Source organism: Flavobacterium tructae, from assembly GCF_001853485.1.
In the GTDB taxonomy this organism is placed as follows: Bacteria; Bacteroidota; Bacteroidia; order Flavobacteriales; family Flavobacteriaceae; genus Flavobacterium; species Flavobacterium tructae.
Map to the genome: position 1 here is coordinate 286,918 of NZ_MIKE01000023.1, position 19,737 is coordinate 306,654.

The 19,737-nt window shown below is 39.4% G+C and carries 10 protein-coding genes; 9 read left to right on the top strand and 1 reads right to left on the bottom strand.

Going from position 1 to position 19,737, the window contains the following annotated elements:
• Window positions 1–72 precede the first annotated feature (72 nt).
• On the bottom strand, window positions 73–945 hold the full coding sequence (locus BHE19_RS12195) for an AraC family transcriptional regulator (RefSeq protein WP_070907350.1): 873 nt from the start codon (window positions 943–945) through the stop codon (window positions 73–75).
• Window positions 946–1,348: 403 nt separating this feature from the next.
• On the opposite strand from BHE19_RS12195, the gene BHE19_RS12200 reads away from it, so the two are divergent.
• The 9 genes from BHE19_RS12200 (at window position 1,349) to BHE19_RS12235 (ending at window position 19,732) form a co-directional block, all read left to right on the top strand.
• Complete coding sequence (locus BHE19_RS12200) at window positions 1,349–2,551, top strand: glycoside hydrolase family 88 protein (protein WP_070907351.1); 1,203 nt, start codon at window positions 1,349–1,351, stop codon at window positions 2,549–2,551.
• 266 nt (window positions 2,552–2,817) lie between these two features.
• On the top strand, window positions 2,818–5,601 hold the full coding sequence (locus BHE19_RS12205) for a polysaccharide lyase family 8 super-sandwich domain-containing protein (RefSeq protein ID WP_070907352.1): 2,784 nt from the start codon (window positions 2,818–2,820) through the stop codon (window positions 5,599–5,601).
• Between the two features lie 39 nt (window positions 5,602–5,640).
• Window positions 5,641–5,808, top strand: a complete 168-nt coding sequence (locus BHE19_RS22900) for a hypothetical protein (protein ID WP_207544120.1) — start codon at window positions 5,641–5,643, stop codon at window positions 5,806–5,808.
• A gap of 12 nt (window positions 5,809–5,820) precedes the next feature.
• Window positions 5,821–7,623, top strand: coding sequence for a heparin-sulfate lyase HepC (gene hepC / locus BHE19_RS12210; RefSeq protein ID WP_207544121.1), 1,803 nt, complete (start codon window positions 5,821–5,823; stop codon window positions 7,621–7,623).
• Between the two features lie 1,380 nt (window positions 7,624–9,003).
• Window positions 9,004–12,156 (top strand): SusC/RagA family TonB-linked outer membrane protein, encoded by a 3,153-nt coding sequence (locus BHE19_RS12215; RefSeq protein ID WP_070907353.1) that lies wholly within the window; start codon window positions 9,004–9,006, stop codon window positions 12,154–12,156.
• 16 nt (window positions 12,157–12,172) lie between these two features.
• Entirely contained in the window at window positions 12,173–14,059 is a 1,887-nt protein-coding gene (locus BHE19_RS12220) for a RagB/SusD family nutrient uptake outer membrane protein (protein ID WP_070907354.1), read from the top strand.
• Window positions 14,060–14,247: 188 nt separating this feature from the next.
• Complete coding sequence (locus BHE19_RS12225) at window positions 14,248–15,213, top strand: ROK family protein (RefSeq protein WP_083342532.1); 966 nt, start codon at window positions 14,248–14,250, stop codon at window positions 15,211–15,213.
• A gap of 435 nt (window positions 15,214–15,648) precedes the next feature.
• Entirely contained in the window at window positions 15,649–17,028 is a 1,380-nt protein-coding gene (locus BHE19_RS12230; RefSeq protein WP_070907355.1) for a sulfatase family protein, read from the top strand.
• 37 nt (window positions 17,029–17,065) lie between these two features.
• Window positions 17,066–19,732, top strand: coding sequence for a DUF4962 domain-containing protein (locus tag BHE19_RS12235; RefSeq protein WP_207544122.1), 2,667 nt, complete (start codon window positions 17,066–17,068; stop codon window positions 19,730–19,732).
• Window positions 19,733–19,737 lie beyond the last annotated feature (5 nt).

Below are 19,737 nucleotides of genomic sequence, written 5' to 3' on the forward strand. Positions count from 1 at the left end.
GAGAAACTGATTCTCAAAAAATAATGGTGAACTGCAAAATTCACTTAATTTTTTAAAACCGGAGCAGGAAGATTAATGATAAGAATGGTACAGATTATAATTTTCCTTAAAATCGGTCGGTGTTATTCCGATATACTTTTTAAACACTTTGGCAAAATAGCCATTATCGCTAAATCCTAACTGATAAGCAATCTCTTTTACAGATAAGTCAGTACTAATCAACAATCGTTTGGCTTCCAGAATAGTTCTTTCTTTTATAACATCGCCAGCCGATTTGTTCAGGAATTTTTGGGAAAGAATATTCAGATAATTAGAAGTCACATTTAACTCTCCAGCGTAAAAATTCACGGAGAATTGGGTTGTAAAGTGATCTTCAATCAGTGTCTTGAACTTTTTTATAATTTTTTCTGATTTGGCCGCAACATCATGATCCGGAAATTGCAAAACGTATTCCTTTTGCAGCAATTTAAACAGCAAGTGCAATCTCAACAGCACTATTTCTTTGGTCAATAGATCGTCTTTAACTAAATCTGATTCTATTTCCTCCAACTGGCTTTTAACATTCTGAAATCCATTCTTATCCAAGGAAAGGCAGAAGGGTGAACTCTGTCCGAAAAAAGGTAACTGCGACAAATTAGAAAAAACGGTCATGATCGCGGGAGAAATCATCAGCTGGAAACCATTGGTATTTACATCAAGCGACCAATTGTGTACCTGTCCGGCTCCCACAAAATGAATCTGATAATCTTCTACTCTCGTTTGTTTAAAATCTACACTATGAAATCCGGAACCGTTCTCTACGAAAAAAACGAGGTAGAAATCATGTTTATGAGGCTGCTCGAATTCGTTACGCCCTTTTACACTATGCCGAAACAGGGTGATACCAAACGTTTGCTCGCCAAGTATATTTAAAACAGACAAAGTGGGTATGGCATTTTTGCTCAAAGGAATCTATAGTGTTGGTTTACTATTTTCAAAATTATGCAATTAATCGATAGGTAAACTGTTGTGTTTATTTTTTTCACGCAGATTCAGGAGATTGGTCCACCTGTTTCCTATCGCTCAGGTTAGCAGATTTTTGCTAATCATTTTAATCCATTAATCTGTGGCTAATGCTTCAACACCTATAAACCTATTTTTTATGGCTTTGATAAAATTCAAAATCACATTTTACTCAGCCCCCTAAACCGAGCAGCTCAAAACCTTCATTAATTCTGTAAAAAACAGACTCTTTACACAAATTTGAAAGTTTTATGATAAAAACTGAAAGACGATTTTGAATCTCAAATCTAACTTCGCTTCATCAAAGCATTAGAACAAACAGATCATAAATCTAAAAGAGTACACAATGAAAAAAAACCTAGGCTTATTAGTAGCAGTCTTTGCTATTACCATAAACTCCTTTGCCAATCTCAAACCTGAAGATCCATCTTTAGTTTGGTTTAAAAAAACAACCGAAACCATTCGCTTCCAGCTAAACAAAGCGGCACAGACTTATAAACCGGGGAAAAATCCGCGTTCTGTAAATCCTGACGGAACGGTGAGATTGGCCGGTTTAACAGACTGGACTACCGGTTTTTTTCCGGGAAGTTTGTGGTATGGCTATGAACTCACCGGGGATAAAGCTCTGGCGGATGAGGCTAAAAAGTTTACGCTTGCTTTAGATTCCATCCGAAATATAAAAAACACACATGATGTAGGTTTTATGCTCTACTGTTCTTATGGAAATGCTTACAGAATTACGGGAGACAAAACTTATCTTCCGGCACTGGCTGACGGAGCAGCAAATCTTTATGCCCGATTTAGTCCAACAGTTGGAGCTATTCGTTCCTGGGATTTCGAGTGGTTGCATTATCCGGTGATTATCGATAATATGATGAACCTTGAATATTTGTATTGGAGTGCCAATGCGTTTAACAAACCTGAATATGCCACCGCTGCCAATACGCACGCGCTGACGACTATAAAAAACCATTTTAGAAAAGATTTCAGTTCCTACCATTTGGTTGATTATGATCCGAAAACAGGCAAAGTATTACGAAAAGGAACGCATCAAGGTGTTACTGACGATTCGGCCTGGGCGCGAGGTCAGGCTTGGGGATTGTACGGATATACGATGTGTTATGCCAATACCAAAAAACCAAAATTTTTACAACAGGCCGAAAATATTGCTGCCTTTATAATGAATCATCCGCGTATGCCAAAAGACAAAATACCGGTTTGGGATTTTGATGTGCACAACGCCATGGACACTGCTGAACTTGCTCCAAGAGATGCTTCGGCAGCAGCTGTAATCGCCTCAGCATTGCTTGATTTAAGTACTCAGGTTAAGGATGGAAAAAAATATGCCAACTATGCCGAAGCCATTCTAAAATCTTTATCGTCTGATGCTTATCTCGCAAAACCGGGTGAAAACAATTATTTTTTACTGAAACACAGCGTGGGTGCCTTTTTATACAATTCAGAAATTGATACACCACTTGACTATGCCGATTATTATTATCTCGAAGCTTTGAAAAGATACGCATCTCTCAAAAAAATAGAAATTTAAAAGTAGACCGTTCGTGCAAAAATCTGTCTGCGAAAGGAAATAAAACAGGAAGTTCTTTACTTTAGAAATTACAAAAAAATACTCCACCGAACAATTAACAGTTTGCCGAAAAAGAGTTCTGGCGGTATTTCCTTAAAATAATTTCTGATAAAAATAACTTCATTACAAGCCCGCAAAACCTCCGATTCTAACCGTTGGAAGTCTTGCGGGTTAGTTGCTAAGAATACAATAAATTACTAACCACTAATCTATTAATAACCACTCTTATGCACAAAAAAATACTTTTATCCGTCGGGCTAATAGCCTTCGTTTTTAACTTTTCGTACGCTCAGATGAGTGTTGTAAACGAGATTGCCGTCAAATATCGAAACTGGCTCACAGGGGAGAATCTCGATTATTCTAAAACAGAAGTCAACGAAAGATACAGCCGTTTTCTGAGCAATGGTATAGCTGCTAAAAACCTCTCGGCATACGATTTTGCCAATCCTGGTCCGGCATGGAATTTTACCATCAGTGCCGATCAGACTGCGTATCAGGTTCTGGTCGAGCAAAAACTAATCCGCTTAGTCTTTTTGTACCAATTAAAAGGGTCAGCTGCCAGTCCTAATCCCGATTATCACAGTCCTGCACTGCGAGATTCTATTTTGGCACTTTTCAACTATATGAAAGCTAAAGGCATCAGTAGTACTACTAATTTTGCTTATCTCTCCATTCCTGCCACCGAAGAAGTGATTACCAGTGGTCATGGGATATGTTTGCGCTCCTCAGGATATGCAACTTCCGTTTTTTTGATGAAAGACGAATTAGTTGCTGCCGGAGAATTTACACATCATCTCGGAGCACTAAAAAGCTTAACGGCTTTTATTTCTCCGGATTATCCTAATTTCAATTTCACCAATCCCGGTTTCAATTCTGACGTTATCCGTTCTTCCATTCAGCAGCGATTTTGTTATGTACTCGCTCAGGACGATGCTTCAACTACAAAAGTGACCGATATGGATTTCCTGAAACGCTTTATTGACAATGCTCTCAAAATAAGCAACGGCTGGAACGATTGTATTAAGCCTGATTTTATTACCTATCATCACCGAGGTCCTTATTCGAATTCCTACGGAGTAGAAGCGCTGCAACAATCTTCGATTATGAATATGATGCTTAAAAACACCTCCTATGAATTAAATGTCGAAGCACAAAGCAATCTCAAAAATGCCATTTTAAACTACAGTAAATTCAGTAAAGGTTTTGAAATGCCTTTAGGACTCGCCGGAAGATTCTTCACCAACACTGATGCGCTAAACGACTTACGACCTGCACTGGCATTTTTATATGTAGCCGATCCTGTAGCCAATCTGGAAGCAGGGAGAGAATTTGTCCGCCTTTGGAATCTTTCTGCAACCGCTAATACAAATTTACTGAGACAGAATGCTCTATCGATCACACTGGTTCATACACCTGGCAGTTTAATGGATCTGCTGCAAACTTTAAATGCAGGACTTAGTCCGCTTCCTGAAATAACCCAAGGACAATTTAATTTTCCTTTTGCCGGATTGAGCGTTCACAAATACAATGGCTTTCAGGCAAGCATAAAAGGAACCAGTAAACACATCTGGCATTTCGAAGATTCGGCCACAGAAAATGTTTTTGGCAGATACACCTCTGCAGGCGCTATGGATTTACTGACCACCGGTGCTCCTGTGACCCGAGCTTCAAATGGTTATTCCGAAAATGGCTGGGATTGGTCACATCTTCCCGGAACAACAGTTGCTTATCTTCCGCTAAACATCCTTGAAACGGGGACTATGAGGGAGATGAACGGAAAATCATTTCTGGCAGTAGGCTCTTTAGACCATAATGGTATTTTTGGTATGGACTATAAAGATTATAATTCGGCTACCGGAATGACGGCTTTGAAGTCTAATTTTTTCTTCAAAAATATGATTCTCTGCCTGGGTTCTAATATCAAAGATACCAACGGAACCTACCCTATTCATACCACTTTGTTTCAAACAGCACTGGCCAATACAACAACCGCAACTTATGTTAACGGTACGGCTACTACAGGCAATACTTATACACTTACCCAAACTGGAGCCTTCTGGGCGACAGATGCTTTAGGCAATGGCTACGTAGTTCCCGGAAATTCAAGTAATACCGATGCGATAACCGTTAACCGATTGGAGCAAAATTCCCGCAACAACAGCAATACCGCTACTACTTCTGGTAATTTTACTAGTGCCTATATCAATCATGGTACCGCCCCTGTTTCAGCCAAATTTCAATACGCGGTTGTACTACAGGGCGGACAGACCGCTACACAACGACTGGCTGCTAATTTTACTTCTTACTTTAAAATTTACCATCAAAACAGTCAGGCACATATTGTACAATACCTGCCGGATGCCATATTTGGTTATGTTATTTTTACTCCATCAACCGTATTTACTTATGATGTAGTGGTAAGTGTAAACAAACCGGCGGCTGTGATGACGCAAAAAACAGACAATGGAAACCGATTAAAAGTCAGTCTGACCAATCCAAACTTAGGGTTGCTGGCTTCTAATGAAACCTACACTTGGAGCCAGATTAGCAGCCAGAACTCCATTTTAAACAGAGTGGCACAAGCAGATCCTGTAAAATTAACGTTGGCGGGTCAGTGGGAATTGGCCGCACCAGCTTCCAATATAACCACCTCTATCAATGGCGCTAATACAGAAGTTACTTTTGCTACCATTAATGGACTTACAATTCAAACTGAACTCGTGAAATCATCCACATTGGGTATTCATGATCCGACGGAGCAAGCTTCTAAAGATTTAACCGTAATTGTTGCTCCCAACCCTTCCCAATCCGATTTTAAAATCAATGTTACAGGTGAAGCCGGAGAGACTATTTTTGTAAATGTGTTCGACACTTTAGGAAAACGTGTCAACATCCTAAAATCAGACTATGGGCAAACCATCGTTCTGGGCAGTGACTGGACTCCCGGAATATACTTTGCCGAAATACGTCAGGGCAAACAAAAGAAAACCGTCAAATTAATAAAACGATAAACAATCAACTAAATTTTAAAAAACAATAACTACATACTAATGAAAAACCTTAAAAAAACAATAACCTTACTCCTCCTATTTACCACCGCTTATTTTACTCATGCGCAGGAAAAACAACTGACAAAAGAAAGTTTTGATGTTGTCAACCTTCACTATCCGGGTTTAGAGAATGTAAACCAGCTTTTTACTTCCGGTAAATATGACTAAGCTGCAAGAGCGTTGCTCAATTATTACCGCGAGCGAAGAAAAATCAAAAACCCTGATTTTAATGTGGGCGATGAAACCCGATTTAGAGGAAAAGATATCGGAAAAGCCAATCAGTTAAAAGCCGATAATGCTTTGTTGCATCAGTTTCAGCCTCATAAAGGCTACGGTTATTTTGATTATGGAACCGATATTAACTGGGATTATTGGCCTGTAAAAGACAATGAAGTACGCTGGCAGCTGCATCGTGTAACCTGGTGGCAACCTATGGGAATGGCCTACAGAAGCAGCGGCGATGAAAAATATGCCAAAGAATGGGTTTCCCAATTTCGTGATTGGGAGAGAAAAAACGTTTTAGGGCGTTCGAAAGAAAATGACCAATTTGCCTGGCGTCCGTTAGAAGTATCAGAGCGTATACAGAGCCTTCCGGGAACCTTCAACCTGTTTGTAGTTTCATCGAATTTCACACCCGCTTTTTTGATGGAATTCTTAAACAGTTTTTCGAAACAGACGGCTTATATTCCTAAGAATTACAGCAAAGAAGGCAATCATTTATTGTTTGAAGCACAACGTATCCTGAGTGCAGGAGCCTTTTTTCCGGAACTCAAAGCAGCAGAAGAATGGCGTAAAAGCGGCATCGAAATACTCAATCGCGAAATAAAACTACAAGTACTCCCTGACGGTGTACAATGGGAACTTTCACCGATTTATCATGTTGCCTGTATCGAAATCTTTTTAAAAGCCTACAACTCGGCTAAAATGGCGGGTGTAGCAAAAGAATTTCCGGAAACCTACTCCAAAACAATCGAAAAAATGATGGTCGCAACAGCCAATATTTCTTTTCCGGATTACAGTACACCGATGTTTGGCGACTCCTGGACTTTTGATAAAAATGGCAGAATAAAACAATTTCTAAACTGGTCAAAAATGTTTCCTGAAAACGGGCTCTTGAAATATTTAGGCACGACTGGTGCTGAAGGACAATTACCTAATTATGAATCCCATGGCTTATCAGACGGAGGTTTTTATGCTTTTAGAAACGGATGGAACGATAAATCAACCGTCATGATTGTTAAAGCGGGTCCTCCGGCCGAATTCCATGCACAGCCGGACAATGGTACATTTGAACTTTGGGTAAAAGGACGCAATTTTACACCAGATACAGGCTGCTACATTTACAGTGGTGATGCTGAGGTAACCAAAATGAGAAATTGGTACCGTCAAACCAGAGTACACAGCACGTTGACACTTGACAATCAGAACATGATCATTACCAAAGCCAAAGAAAACAAATGGAGTACCTCTAAAAACTTAGACCAATTGACCTATACCAATCCTAGTTATTCTGACTTAAATCATCAGCGTACCATTCTTTTTATAGATCAGAAGTACTTTATAATTCTTGATAAAGCAATTGGGAAAGCTACCGGAAACTTAGGAGTTCACTTTCAATTAAAAGAAGACAGCAAACCGGTTTTCAATAAAACGAACAATAGCATTACAACCACTTACGAAGATGGCAACAATCTTTTGATACAATCTTTAAATACCGATAAAGTGACATTAAATGAAGAAGACGGTAAAGTTTCCTATCAGTACGCCAAAGAAATTGCACGCCCTACTTTTGTTTTTGAAAAGCCGAAAACTACTGCTGCAGCACAAAGTTTTATTACGGTAGTTTATCCATATGATGGAACTAAAGCTCCGGAGATCAGTATTAAGATGAATAAGGCTAATGATTTCGAAAAAGGAATTATTGATTTGAGTTTACAAATTGATGGTAAAAAAAGTGAGGTAAAAACAAATCTGAATGATTAAGCTTTTCTAATTCCTTTCAAAATATTATGTATTGTAAAGGCGTCTAAATTTTAGGCGCCTTTTTTTGGGACCTACTAATTACTGGATAATTCCTTCTTCCCCACTTTTTTATCTGTTTTTTCATTCCTATTTCATCCGTCATAATCTGCCACCCCGGTGGGGTTCTAGCGTTGGGGATACTGTTTTCTACAAATATGAAGCCCCTCCGGGGCTTTATGTTTTGACACCATGATTACCGGATAATATGTGCCATTCCTACGGAATTCAAATATTCGGTGCGAAATTATTTTTAAATGGATTAAAATCCATCCCTACAAAATAGACCGAGCCAAAGGCTCTTTTTCAATAGTTCAGAAGAAACGACTCATATTGTAGCAATGGATTTTAATCCGTTGAATGTAAAAGGAACACAACATTTGAATTCCGTAGGAATGGCACATATAAAAATTACCGGCCCGCTGGAGTTCTAACCTATGAGACATTGTTTTTTTTTATAAATATGAAATCCCTCTGGGACTTTATTTTAAATGCACCTCCATTAATCTAACCTGAAAAAACAGTTCCACAGAAGTAAAATATTTATATCAATTTTATAATCGCACGACAGGTAAAGCTCCAGAGGAGCGGCATCTATTTCACAAACAAATAAAGCTTCCGATTAAATTCCCCATCAATTTCTAAATAACGATGAATCTATCGTCCAATTCCTATTCAAAAAATAAATGCTCGCAATACTTTTATCAGTTTTATCTGAAAAAGAGAAAGCAAACTACTTTACTTCCCTCCTACATTCTGTAAAAATTACATCGTTTTCGTTAACCTGCTATTCCATTTAATTTAACTTTTGCCCAACACAAATGATCACGGAACAGTGCAGTAAAAACAACACTTTTATACTGAAAACAAAATCTCAAAAACGCCATAAAACCCTGATTACACAAGGATTTTAAAGAGTTTTAAAAGCACAATTAATCAAAATCAATAGCAATTTGGACATTTTCAAAACTGTCCTCTATAGTCGATTTATATATTTGTTTTTATTAAATCAAAAAAACATGACCAATTCCAAAAAAATGAACCAGCAACTACAGAATCCATTTTTAATTGTCAGGCGGAAAATTCCTCTGCGAATTTCCTCAGTTAATAAATTGTTATAATTTTCGTCCATTAAAAATAATGAAGCGATTGGTTAAACAATAGTATCAAACGGCAGTCGATCTCAAACTTATTACAACAGTAATTCGGAATTTCGGTCAAGCAATAATAAGAAGATAAATGATTCAGAAGAGTGATTTCTAATTATCCAGCAAGACCAGATATCAACTTATACAACATCAATTTAGGAAGTAAGGTTACCCTTATTCCGGTTTAAAAAAAATTATGAAAAGGACTCTATTTTTATTTTTGCTGCTTACCACCTGCAAAGTGATGTACGGGCAGGATATTATTACCGTAAAAGGTGTGGTAACCGATGCTCAGAATATGCCTATGCCGGGAGCAACTGTTTCTGAAAAAGGAACCAAAAATACCACTGTTACTGCTATGGACGGTGATTATCAAATTAAGGTAAAACCAAATGCTATTTTGGTTTTTTCGTTCATCGGAACTAAAACTAAAGAAGAACCTGTTAAAAACAGAACGCTTATCAATACTAAATTACTCGATGACGCCAATAATCTGGATGAGGTAGTTGTAGTAGGCTACGGAACCAAAGCGAGAAAAGATCTTACGGGAGCTATCTCTTCCGTTAAGGGACAGGAACTCGCTAAAATTCCGGTTCAAAATGTGGCACAGGCATTACAGGGCCGTATTGCCGGTATGCAGGTTACCATGTCTGACGGTACACCCGGATCTGAACCTTCTCTTAGAATTAGAGGCGGAACTTCGATTACTCAAAGTAATGAACCTTTGTATGTCGTTGACGGTGTAGCTCAAACCGGAGGATTAAGCTTTTTAGATCCGATGGATATTGAATCTATCGACGTTTTAAAAGATGCCTCTTCGACTTCTATCTATGGTGCACAAGGGGCCAACGGGGTAGTTTTAGTGACAACCAAAAAAGCAAAAGGCGGAAAACTAACTTTAAGTTACGATACTTATGCCGGGATTAAGACTATCGCCAAAACAATTCCGGTGATGAATCCTTACCAATACACCCAATTACTTTATGAATCAGCAACTGATGATGCCAGAATGCAGAAGTTTGTGAGTGCTTTTGGAACTTATGATCAACTTGAAGGCCTTTACAAAGACAGACAAGGCATCAACTGGCAGGATGAGGTTTTTGGAAATGCCGTGGAAAGTCAATACCACAAACTAAGCATCAGCGGTGGTGAAAATGATACCAAATACAATGCTTTCTACTCGGTGAATAACGATCAGGGAATTATGCTGGGAAGCGAATCGGTAAAAAATATTGCAAAACTAAACGTAACCAATTCGATCAGCAAAAAGGTTACGGTTACCGCAATTGTAAATTACTCCAATCAAAAAGTAACCGGATTATCAACAAACGATGGTGGAAATGCACGTTTGAGCATGCTGCAAAATTTATTGCAATACCGACCTACCATTGGAAAAACAGGATCTGATGAAGATCTTAAAACCTTAACCGTAGATCCCTTAGACAATCAGGATTCTCCAACCTTCCAGAGTCCGTTGATTACCATTGACAGTCAAAAAAGAGAGGCCATTACCAGAGCCATCAACATGAGTTTACAGCTGCAATACAACATAACGCCAAGCTTAATCTATCGCGGATTAATCAGTTATACCGACAACAGCATGAAGAGCAAATATTTTAACGATTCCAGAGGTATACAAGCCATCAGAAGCGGTGGTGCCAATGGCGGGGTGACGCACAATATTGGCACCCGATTAAATTACAACAACGTTCTGACGTATAGTAAGACTTTCAGTAAAAAACACAAGTTTGACGCCTCTCTCGGACAAGAGTACATTTACAATTATGCAGAAGGAATTACGGCTTCGGCAACCGCTTTTCCTGACGTTAATCTGGGGTGGGATAAATTGCAACTGGGTACCATTGCCGGAATTCCGACAACCTACGCAGAAGATGACAAAATATTATCTTTTTTTGGAAGAGCCAACTACTCGTACAAAAACAAGTATTTGCTGACTGCCACTTTAAGAGCAGACGGGTCTTCTAAATTTGGGACAGAAAACCAATGGGGATATTTCCCTTCTGTTTCGGCAGCCTGGAGAATTATCGAAGAACCTTTTATGGATAAATTACCTGCATTTTCAGACTTAAAACTTCGTTTGAGTTATGGGGAAGCCGGAAATAACAGAATTGCCAATTATGCCGCTTTGGGTATTTTTAATTCTGGCTCTTATCCTTTGAACAATCAAATGAATATCACGGCATTTCAGAACAATCTTCCAAATCCCTTTTTAAAATGGGAGGCTACAAAATCGACGAATATTGGTTTTGACATTGGTTTTTTCAAGCAAAGGATCGCGCTTACTACAGAGTTATACGAAAACCGTTCTAAGGATTTACTGTATAACACCCGTGTACCTGCAAGTTCAGGTTTTAAAAAACAATTTCAAAACATCGGAGCTACCTCCAATCGCGGAATCGAATTTACACTGAACACGGTAAACGTAAAAAACAATAGTTTTAACTGGAGTACAACTTTCAACATTGCTTTTAACAAAACTAAAGTACTAAGTTTGAGTGAAGGCGAAAATTCGTTGATCACCAACAGTTATACCGATCGGAACGACTACATTTTGCAGGTTGGAAAACCGGTGGGCGTCATGTACGGTTATATAAGAGACGGATTGTATCAGGTAAACGATTTTGATTATAATACCACAACTAGTACCTACACTCTTAAACCGGGGGTAGTACGCGACAATATCGTTGCACAGCCTGGCTTTATCAAATTTAAAGACATCAGCGGTCCTAATGGTACACCGGATGGCGTAATTAATGATTTAGACAGAACTGCCATTGGAGATGCCAATCCTAAATATACAGGAGGTCTTAACAATACCTTTAGCTACAAAGGAATTGATTTAAGTGTATTTCTTGATTTTACGGTAGGAAATGATATCTATAATGCCAACGTTCTAAACAACTCAAGGCTTAATCTCGACAATTTAAACACCGTAGCGATCTATGCTGACAGATGGACAACCATTAACGCAGCAGGACAACGTGTTACCGATCCCGCCGAACTGACTGCCCTTAACGCTGGCAAAACCAATCCTGCCTTTAACGGAAATGCTACCGGACGTTTGTACAGCGATATTATTGAGGATGGCTCGTTTTTAAGAATCAACAACATCAGCCTTGGGTACACCTTACCAAAAGAATGGCTTAAAAAATCTAAAATCTCAAATTTGAGAATTTATTTTACCGCTTACAATCTGTATGTATTCACCAAATATTCAGGTTATGATCCTGAAGTAAGCGTACTCAACAATGCCATAACCCGCGGAGTCGATTTTAGTGCTTACCCTAGAAGTAAATCGTTTATCACAGGATTAAATATTTCGCTATAATTTAAAGTTTATAAAGATGAAAAACAATATATTTTCCCGCAAAACACTTATAGCAGCCGGTATTGCCTGCCTCTTATTACCGCTTAATTCCTGCGACAAAGAACTGGAAGTTACCCCCTATTCTTATTTCACCACTGCTAACTTTTTCTCTGATGCAAACGAAGCCAATATGGCCACCCTTGGTGTTTACGAATCCATGTCGTCAATGGACAGTTATGGCTGGAACATTTCCTTAGTTTTTGATGCCGATACCGATATTGAACAAATGACCGGAATTGGTGCCGACGACTGGAGAACCATAGCACACTATCAGGGAATTTCTCAAACGAATATGTTCTACACCGTTTGGAGCAAATTGTATGAAGGAATAGACAGAGCCAACGTAGTGATCGAAAGAATACCACAAATGGAACTTTTTTCAAACGGCAACACAGCCCAAAAAGAACAGTTGAACCGTTACCTCGGTGAAGCAAAATTTCTGCGTGGTTTCTATTATTCAGAACTTGTACGTTTATGGGGAGATGTGCCTTTTAAAACAAAAAGTTCACAATCCGGCGATAATCTGAAAGGAGCATTAGTAGACCGTCAGGAAATTTATACCCAGATCATCAAAGACATGACCGAAGCATCACTTCTCCTTCCGGAACAGTTGCCTACAGACGAACGTATCAACAAATGGGGAGCCAAAGCCATGCTGGCCAGAGTAGCCCTATTTGCCGGAGGATACTCTTTAGGTGCAGACGGAACGATGAAACGTCCTTCAAACTACAAAGACTATTACAAACTGGCACAGCAACAGATTAACGACGTTATAGCTCAAAATCCGTATAAGCTAAACCCATCTTATGCTAAAGTATTTAAAAACCAGTGTCAGCATGTATTAGAACCTACCGAGAATATTTTTCAGGTTGCTTTCTACAATCCGTCAGGAAACATAGGAAATGCCTCCTGGGTAGGAAACTTCAACGGTCCGGCAACAGCAGCTGGTTTCTATCCATCCAACATTTCGAGATGTTTGGTTCCAAAACCATTTTACAATAGTTTTAATGCGGCCGATCAGCGCAGGGATTTTTCAATTGCCACCTACTCCATCAACAATTTGGGGAACAAACTTCCTCTTTTAACCACCAATCAGGACGAAAGATGGACCGTTGGTAAATGGAGCAGAGAATACCAGACCAATGCAACTGCAGAAAGAGTTTACACACACATCAATTGGGTCATCATGCGTTATTCCGATTTGCTTTTGATGCGTGCTGAGGTAGAAAACGAACTAAACGAGGGCCCTAATACTATTGCTTACGACGCCATCAATCAGGTTCGCAAAAGAGCCTTTGGTGCTGACATACAGGGAAGCCGAATTGCGGTTGACATAAAAACAAAAGGAACCGGATATACCAATGCAGCCAATGTTTTAATACAAATCACAGGTGGCGGCGGTACTGATGCGGCGGCGGCAGTAATCACCCTTTCGGCCGGAGGAATCAATACCATTGGAATGCTGCGTTCCGGTGATGGTTATACCACTGCCCCAACTGTAACCATTACCAGTACAGACGGAAAAGGTACCGGAGCAACCGCAACCGCAAGACTCTTGACCAAACCCACTACAGCCGAAATGAGTTTAGCAACAGGTCTGAACAAAGACAATTTCCTGAAAGCCGTTCAGCAGGAAAGAGCCTGGGAACTTTCGGGCGAAGGAATGCGCAGAGCCGACTTGATCCGATGGGGAATCTTAGGAGATAAACTGATCGAAACAAGTGCCGCGGTCAAACAAATCCGATCGACTTATTTCTTCCCGGCAATTACCAATTTTGTGGCCGGAAAACATGAATTGTACCCTTATCCACAAAATGAAACAGACGTAAACAAAAACATCACACGTCAGAATCCAAAGTACTAGACAAATAGTATTTAAAAATCATGCACACCCCACTAAATAATGACACTTATTTTGAAAAACTCAAATTATTAAAAATAAATGATGCAACATTATTTAGAAATGAATAAGTTTATAACCGTTAATGCAGGACTTTGTTCTGCATTAATTGTTTGTAACAAAAAAGAAAACTACTAAAAATAAAAAACAATATGGTTACCAAAAATGATACACAACTGTCAAAATCCTACGCAATTGGGATCGACATTGGTGGTACTTCACTGAAATGTGGTGTTGTGAATGAACTCGGAGAAATTTTATTTTCGTTTATAGTTTCTTTAAAAGAAGCCCGTACCGAAAAAGAGATTATCCGCTTAATGGTCGATGCCATCACACAATGTACCGATCAGTTAAAAGAACCCATTGTGGGTATCGGAATTGGTTTTCCGGGTCTGATTGAAAATGATGTGATCATTGGCGGCGGTGTAAACTTACCCGGTTTTGACCAATTGCCCTTGGGAAAAATTCTAAAGGATCTAACCGGACATCATGTGGTAATTGATAATGATGCCAACTTAATGGGGCTTGCCGAATTAATTTACGGAGCAGCCAAAGACAGTACCGATGCCGTTTTTCTAACGATTGGTACCGGAATAGGCGGTGCCATTATGATTAATAAAGGCTTGTATAGCGGTTTCAAAAATCGCGGTGGCGAACTGGGCCATACCGTAATTCAGCAAAATGGTATAGCCTGTAATTGCGGTGGACGAGGCTGTCTGGAAACCTACGCTTCTGTAACCGCTTTAATCAAATATTATCAATCTCAAAATCCTGCCGCAGATGAAAATATTGACGGCAAAACCATCATCGATAAATACCTTGCCGGAGAAAATCATGCGATAAAAACCATGGAGCATCATTTTGATTACCTGGCTGCCGGAATTGTTAATTTTGTCAACATCTTCAGTCCGCAAAAAGTAATCATTGGAGGAGGTATTAGCGAAGCAGGTCAGTTTTATATTGACGAACTAACCCACAGAGTCAAAACCTTTGCTATTCCCGTTGCTTTTGCGCATACCAGCATCGTAGCGGCAGATTTAGGCAACAAAGCAGGATTACTGGGAGCCTGTGCCAATGCTTTTCAAAAATTTAAAGATTTGAAATACAGCACTACCTAAAAAGAAAACGCTCGCGAAGGCACAAAGTCGCAAAGATCTTGGTAGATTGTGTGAATGGATTGCCTTTCTACAAACTGCAAAAAACTTTCCGCCTTTGCGTCTCTGCGAGCAAAATCCACACCAACAACGCATCACTCTAATCCATTTAATCTGCGGCATAAAAACTTTACGGCTTTACGTCTCTGCGAGCAAATCCACACCAACAACGCATCACTTTAATCCATTTAATCTGTGGCAAAAAACTCTGCAGCTTCGCCTCTCTGCGAGCAAATATTCTTAAGAATCACCTCACTAATTGCCTATTATTACAGGTTTTAACTAAAATTAATAGCATTTTGAACAAATTCAAAACCCCAATTGAAGCCCGATGATTAACTTCGTTTTTGCATTTAAGAATTTAAAAGGCAAAACGTAATCTATTAAAATCAGGCCGATATGATATTTCAAAAAATCATAGGATTTATTTGTTTGTTGGGAATACTGGCTATTCCTTTTTCCGGCAATACCCAAACCACTGCACGCCCCAATATCCTGATCATCATGACCGATCAGCAAACTGCCGATGCGATGAGTATTGCAGGAAACAAAGACCTCCATACCCCAGCAATGGACAAACTCGCTCAAAACGGAGTCCGTTTTACCAAAGCCTATTGTGCTCAGCCTTTATGTTCCCCTTCACGTACGGCCATCATGAGCGGGAAAATGCCTTTTGAAACCGGTTTTGTGGGCAACGCTCCTGAAAAAGACGGTCAATGGCCGGACGACTTACTAATGATGGGGAAAATTTTCCACAACGGAGGATATAAAACCGGCTACGTAGGCAAATGGCACCTTCCGGTTCCCACTACCAAAAAAAGCCAGCACGGTTTTGAATACATTGAAAACACCAATTTTCAGGATTACAACGATGCAGCGACACCCTCGTTTTGTGCGCGCTTCATTAAAGAAAACAAAAACACTCCTTTTCTTTTGGTCGCTTCTTTTTTAAATCCGCATGACATTTGTGAATGGGCCCGAGATGAAGATTTAAAAATGGATGTATTAGAAAAAGCACCACCGCCAGCTCAGTGTCCGCAATTGCCTACCAACTGGAAAATCCCCGACTATGAACCTAAAATTGTCCGTGATCAGCAAAAAGTAAGTTTCAGAACCTACCCTACTGTAAACTGGACTGCAGATCAATGGCGTCAATACCGTTGGGCCTATAATCGTTTAGTTGAAAAAGTAGACGGTTATATCGAAATGGTGCTTGCCTCTTTGAAAAAATACAACATCGAAAAAAATACGATCATTATTTTTACAGCAGATCATGGTGACGGTTATGCAGGCCATAGCTGGAATCAGAAACAAATACTTTACGAAGAATCTGCTAAAATACCTTTCATCATTTCAAAAATAGGCGAATGGAAACCTCGCACCGACGATCTTCTGGTTTGTAATGGTACTGACATTATTCCAACCATTTGTGGCTTCACCGGAGTACCCAAACCAACCTATTTGAAAGGAATTGACATCAGTAAAAAAATAACCAATCCAACCGAAATCCTGCGGGATACTTTGGTTATCGAAACCGATTTTGCCGATAACGAAGAACTTTTAAACATTAGCGGACGCGCTGTAATTTCTAAAGATTTTAAGTACATCGTTTACAATAAAGGCGATTTAAAAGAGCAGCTTTTCAATCTGACGACAGATCCGGGAGAAATCACCAATCTTGCAGTAAACAAGGCCTATAAAAAAGAACTAATTGCCCTGCGTCGTTATTTAAAAGAATGGTGCAAAAAGAACGGAGACCCTTTTCAATCCGGGTTATAAATCAACCAACAAGATGATGTTGCAACGAAAAACATTTATGTTATTACTGTCTCTAATAACATTTCAAATATACAGCCAACAGCCAGCGTCAATTCAACTGACTGCTGAAAAACTGCATAGCAGATTGAGAGAGTGGCCTTATCCGGCAAATGGAGTAACCATCCATACAAATGCACCGGCTTTGTTATGGCCGGGAACAAATGGCGAAAAAGAAATTGTATTGTCAGGCGATATTGGGGATGATTTTACGATCGATCCTAAAATTCACGATGTGGTTTATAAAGTAATACTGGCTTCCGATCCTGATTTTAAACAAAATTTAATCATCGGCGAAGAGCAGGAATGGGCCATGTATCCACTACACCAGTCTTTGAAATCCGGAATGTGGTACTGGAAGTATGGCTATCGTCAGAAAAACACACCAAATTGGGTTTGGTCGCCTTCCTATAACTTTATTGTTAATGCAACAGCCGCAAACAATCCGGTTTCACCAGCAGCCAGTACGGTATTACAGCGTGTAAGTGGCCAGCATCCGAGACTTTGGAATATGAACAAAACAGGTAACGAATTTTACCTGAAAAACCTGTCAAATCCGGAAGCTAAAAAATTTATAGCCTACGCCGAAAAATTAATGCTCGAACCACTTCCTGAAGAAAAACCAAGACGTTACATTGATACTACCGGAAAATCTGAACTTCAGAAAAAAATCAACATTGAAGCCATGTACCACGGTTTTGGAGATATGGTGGGTAATCCTGTACGCAATCTCTGTATTGCTTATCAGTTGACCAAAGACAAAAGATTCATTTTAGATGCCAAACGTCGAGCCATAAACCTCGCCAACATGAATCCTGACGGTCTGGCTACTCGAGATGATTTTACAGGAGGTGCTTTATTAGAAGCTATTGGATGGTTTTACGATGCCGGATTTGAATTTCTGAGTCCGGATGAAAAAACATTCTTAAAATCTGTTATCAAATTAAGAGGTGAACGAATTTACCGTCATCTTCCCAATCGCTTTGAAATCAATATCAACGACAATCACATTTGGCAGATTACCTTACGAAATCTGGCTATAGGTGCTGTTGCTACAGTCGATGAACTGCCTGAAGCCAATAAATGGCTGACTTATATTTATGAAGTCTGGTCGGCCCGATTCCCTATTTTAAGCAATACCGATGGCGGATGGCATGAAGGCAGCGGCTATTTTAAAGTCAATTTCAGGTCCTTTCTTTATCTGTCGCAATTATTAGGAGATTTGAGTGGTGTCGATTATTTTCAACTTCCCTGGATGCAAAACCTTCCCTATTTTCTGCTTTACACACATCCGTCTGCAGCATCTTGTATGGCCATGGGCGATATGTGGGAAAAGGAGCCTAATATCGCTAAAATAGACGCCTGGTTTGCCGATGCGCTTACGTATCGAATAAACAATCCTTTTTTGAATACTTATGTAGCAACCATTAAAAAAGATTATCCAAACTATTTTACAGGAACAGATGACTTATTGCTTTACCGCTTATTAAATTACAAATCGGAGCAAAATCTGCCGGAATCGTCATTTCATGAACTTCCTAAATCACGTTGGTTTCAAGATGTTGGGATGACTGCCATGCATGAAAATTTATCGGATTCCTCTAAAAATTTAAGCAGTTATTTTTTTAGCTGTCCTATGGGTTCTTCCGGACATGGTCATGCTTCACAAAATGCTTTTACGATTAACTACAAAGGCAAAACCATATTTGGAGGTACTGGCTATTACAGTAATTTTAGTGATCGTCATAACCTTTTAGACTATCGCAGTTCTAGAGCCTATTCGACCATCCTGGCCGACAGTCTCGGACAGAAAATTGGCGAAGACGGCTATGGCTGGACACCACGCTTCATTACAGGAAAACACCTTCAATATGTGCTTGGTGATGCGACAAAAGCTTACGGTCCTGTCACCAATGAATTTTGGCTGGATCGTTTTGAAAAAATTAATATCGTACCCAATGAAGCAAATGGATATGGACAGCAAAATATTACACTTTATCGTCGACATTATCTGCAATTAGAAGAAGGTTATGTGGTGATCTACGACGAACTGGAAGCGGAAAAACCTGTAAAATGGACTAGCCAATTCCAGGTACCTTATTATACCATCGAATCCCAAAAAACTGTCAGCAATAAACAGCAGAATTTTACCGTAAAAACAGATGTAGGTTTAGTCAATACCAGTGTTTTTGCCCATAATGACCTTAAAATGCAGGTACACGATCAATTTGCCGAAACAGCCGTAAACTGGAACAAAGTAACCGGGGCAGACGGAAAAGTTTTCGAATATAAAAATCAGTGGCATGCCGGAATAACTTCTGTATCCAGTAAAAAAATGCGCTTTCTGACCCTCATACAAATCGATGGTAAACCTATTGACAACATAAAATCTGCCGTATTAAAAAATGGAATCCTTCAGCTTAATTTTGGCAACTGGCAGCTGTCTGCACAATTAAATAGTGATGAAGCCCCGATGCTGGACATTAAAAATGAAAAATTAAATTCGGCCTTTAATTACGGTACTTCTTCCCTTAAACTAGGAAAGAAAACGTATGAGCACCAAACCAGCGGAAGCTCAATGCTTGTTGAAATAACCAATAACAAACCGACCCTACAAGAAGTAATCGACGAGTTACCAGATGTCGCAAAATATGATTTTAAAAAATAAGTAAT